At 60.6% G+C, this 2,341-nt stretch carries 4 protein-coding genes; all 4 read right to left on the minus strand.

What is annotated here, in order from left to right:
• On the minus strand, positions 1 to 276 hold a 276-nt coding region (locus QYE77_RS14630), incomplete at its 3' end, for a hypothetical protein (protein ID WP_315626225.1).
• Between the two features lie 56 nt (positions 277 to 332).
• Positions 333 to 935: a hypothetical protein gene (locus QYE77_RS14635; RefSeq protein WP_315626226.1), complete on the minus strand. Its 603-nt coding sequence runs from the start codon at positions 933 to 935 to the stop codon at positions 333 to 335.
• Positions 936 to 941: 6 nt separating this feature from the next.
• Entirely contained in the window at positions 942 to 1,334 is a 393-nt protein-coding gene (locus QYE77_RS14640) for a GxxExxY protein (protein WP_315626228.1), read from the minus strand.
• 12 nt (positions 1,335 to 1,346) lie between these two features.
• A partial coding sequence (locus QYE77_RS14645; RefSeq protein WP_315626229.1) for a MarR family transcriptional regulator occupies positions 1,347 to 2,341 on the minus strand: 995 nt, incomplete at its 5' end.

Here is a 2,341-nt window from a genome sequence, read left to right on the forward strand (position 1 = left end):
CTCCAGCACGGCCGGCAGTTCCACCGGCGGAACCAACGCATTCACGATCGCCGCACAACGGCTCAACCTGTCCAGTTGCTTCAACCAAAGATGCAGATCATCTTGCACACCTGCTTCAGCGTAACTCACACTGTACCCCACACCGTAACTCGCACTTCTCGCTTCGTTACGCTGCGCCAAAAACCACTCCACAAGTTGCGTCAGCCGCTCCGCCGCTTCTTTCGGCTGCTCCCGCACCAGCCGCTCCAGCATCGCTTTCGTCCGTTCGTCCATCATCGCAAACCTCCTGTGCTCGATTTTCGCCAAAACTTCCGCATCGCTCTCCGGCGGACTCACCGTCCCGCCCCCTGAGGACGCGGCGCTTCGCGCCCGTCCGTGGGGGGCGTGGACGTCAGGCCGCCCACGGCGCCGTCAGGCGCTCCATGCCCCAAGGCCGTCAGGCCAAGGGGCTCCCCCTCCCGCCGCTCCCGTATCTCCTGCACCAGCCGATACATGTGCGCTCGATCCGCCTCTCTCACCTCCTCCCACAGGTACACTATCTCCCGCAAACGGTGATCCGTCAGCAGCCGCAGCAGTCCCGCTTCCGGTGTCGACAACAGGGTCACGTGCTTCACGTTCACCACCCCAGCCACCAACCGCCCTTCCACCGCCACGAACGGTTTGCCGTCCAGGTGCGTCACCTCGAACACCTGCCCGTTCAGCCGTACCAGCGCACTGCCCCCTTCCGTCGGGTTGAACCGCCGCAGCAGTTCCAATAGCCCCACCGCCGGCTTGTCCGCCAGCACCACCCGATGCCGCTCCAAACCCGCCGTGTCCGTCCACAGCCAGCCGCGGATCACCGGCGCCAGCAGTCCGCTCTTCTCGTCCAGCACCACCTGCTCCATGCGCTCCACTTCCAGATACCCCTGCAGCATCACCCGATTCGCAAATCTCATCTCGCCTCACTCCATCCACACCCGCCGAAATTCTAACCGCTCACCGCCAAAGCCCAACAGCAAGCCCACCGCATCACCACCCCACACCCGCAGGTACCGCCGCACCTGGTCGAAATCCACCTGCTCAAAACCACCCCCCACCACCTTGCACTCGATCAGCACCGTCGCATTGCCTTTCCGCACCAGGAGATCCGGCACCACCTCACCGACCACCCGCCCGCCATACCGCACTTTCAGGTGCGGCTTGTAGGACACCTTCCAGTCCCCACTCCCCCGCAACTCATGCAGCAGCGCCCGATGATACAGCAACTCCGGATGCCCGGGCCCCAACTCCCGCTGCACCCGCCGCGCATGGCGGATGATCTTGCCCAATAACGGCAGGTATTTTTCGGCAAGCATCAGCCACCCCGCCTAATGCCGGATATAGTTGGCATACTCACCCACCACAAAGCGACGACCATCGGTGCGGTCTTCCCCGTCCAGTGGCGGCAGAAGCCCAGAACGCAGACCGGTCAGGAAACGGGCGGCAGCATATTCCTGGGGTTGCTTTTTAGCCCAGTCTAACCAGGCTTTGAACGCTTTGCGGTTGGTGCGGTAATGCTCGGCTAACTCGTCCGTGCTCCCGTTCCAGCCAATCGCCCGCAGGTCTTCCCGTACGGCTTTGGGCAACTGCGGCTTGGCCGGTTTTGGGTGCTCGTTCGGTTGGCCATGGGTGCCCGTTTGCCCCTCAAGTCGCTCCTGCAGATCGGCCATCTCCGCGTCCAGGTCCCAGTGCGGATCGCTCACGGCTTTCACCAGCCAGCCGGGACCATCCGCCCGTCCCGCCCTCACTGCCAGCGGATACAGCGCCAGGCACTTCTCGATCCGCTCCAGCGGGAATTTATCCAGCAAAAATCTTGCCGTTTTGGCGTAAATTCCAACCTTGCGCAATTGCAAAAATAGCGCGTTTTTGGCCTCAAAATCGGGCGATTTTTGCGAAAAATTTGCGCCCGCGCTTAAGTTAAGCAAAGCAAAGTTTGTTGTTGTTGTTAAATCTATATCATCAACAACATCTTTGCTTTGCTTTGCTTTAATAGGCGTAATCGGTAAAAAATTTTTACCGATAAAATCTTTACTGATTGACCCGCCAATCGGTGGAAAATTTCCACCGCTAAATCGCGGCTTGAGTTCGTAAACGTGCATGGTATGGCCGCGATACCCGGTCATCTCGAAGCGGGTCAGCAACCCTCGCTTCATCGCCCGCTCGATTCCGTCCAGCACCGCAGGACGCGATAAGCCCGTCAGTTGCTCGAACTCCGACAGCGTGATCGGTTCCGCGCCGCCCACCTGCATCAGCCGGGCAACCGCAGCAATCACCACTTTCAACTCCGCCAGGCTCATCCACGGCAGGAGCATCACCACTTCCG

It is taken from the genome of Thermanaerothrix solaris (genome assembly GCF_032334255.1).
GTDB lineage: Bacteria > Chloroflexota > Anaerolineae > Anaerolineales > Anaerolineaceae > Thermanaerothrix > Thermanaerothrix solaris.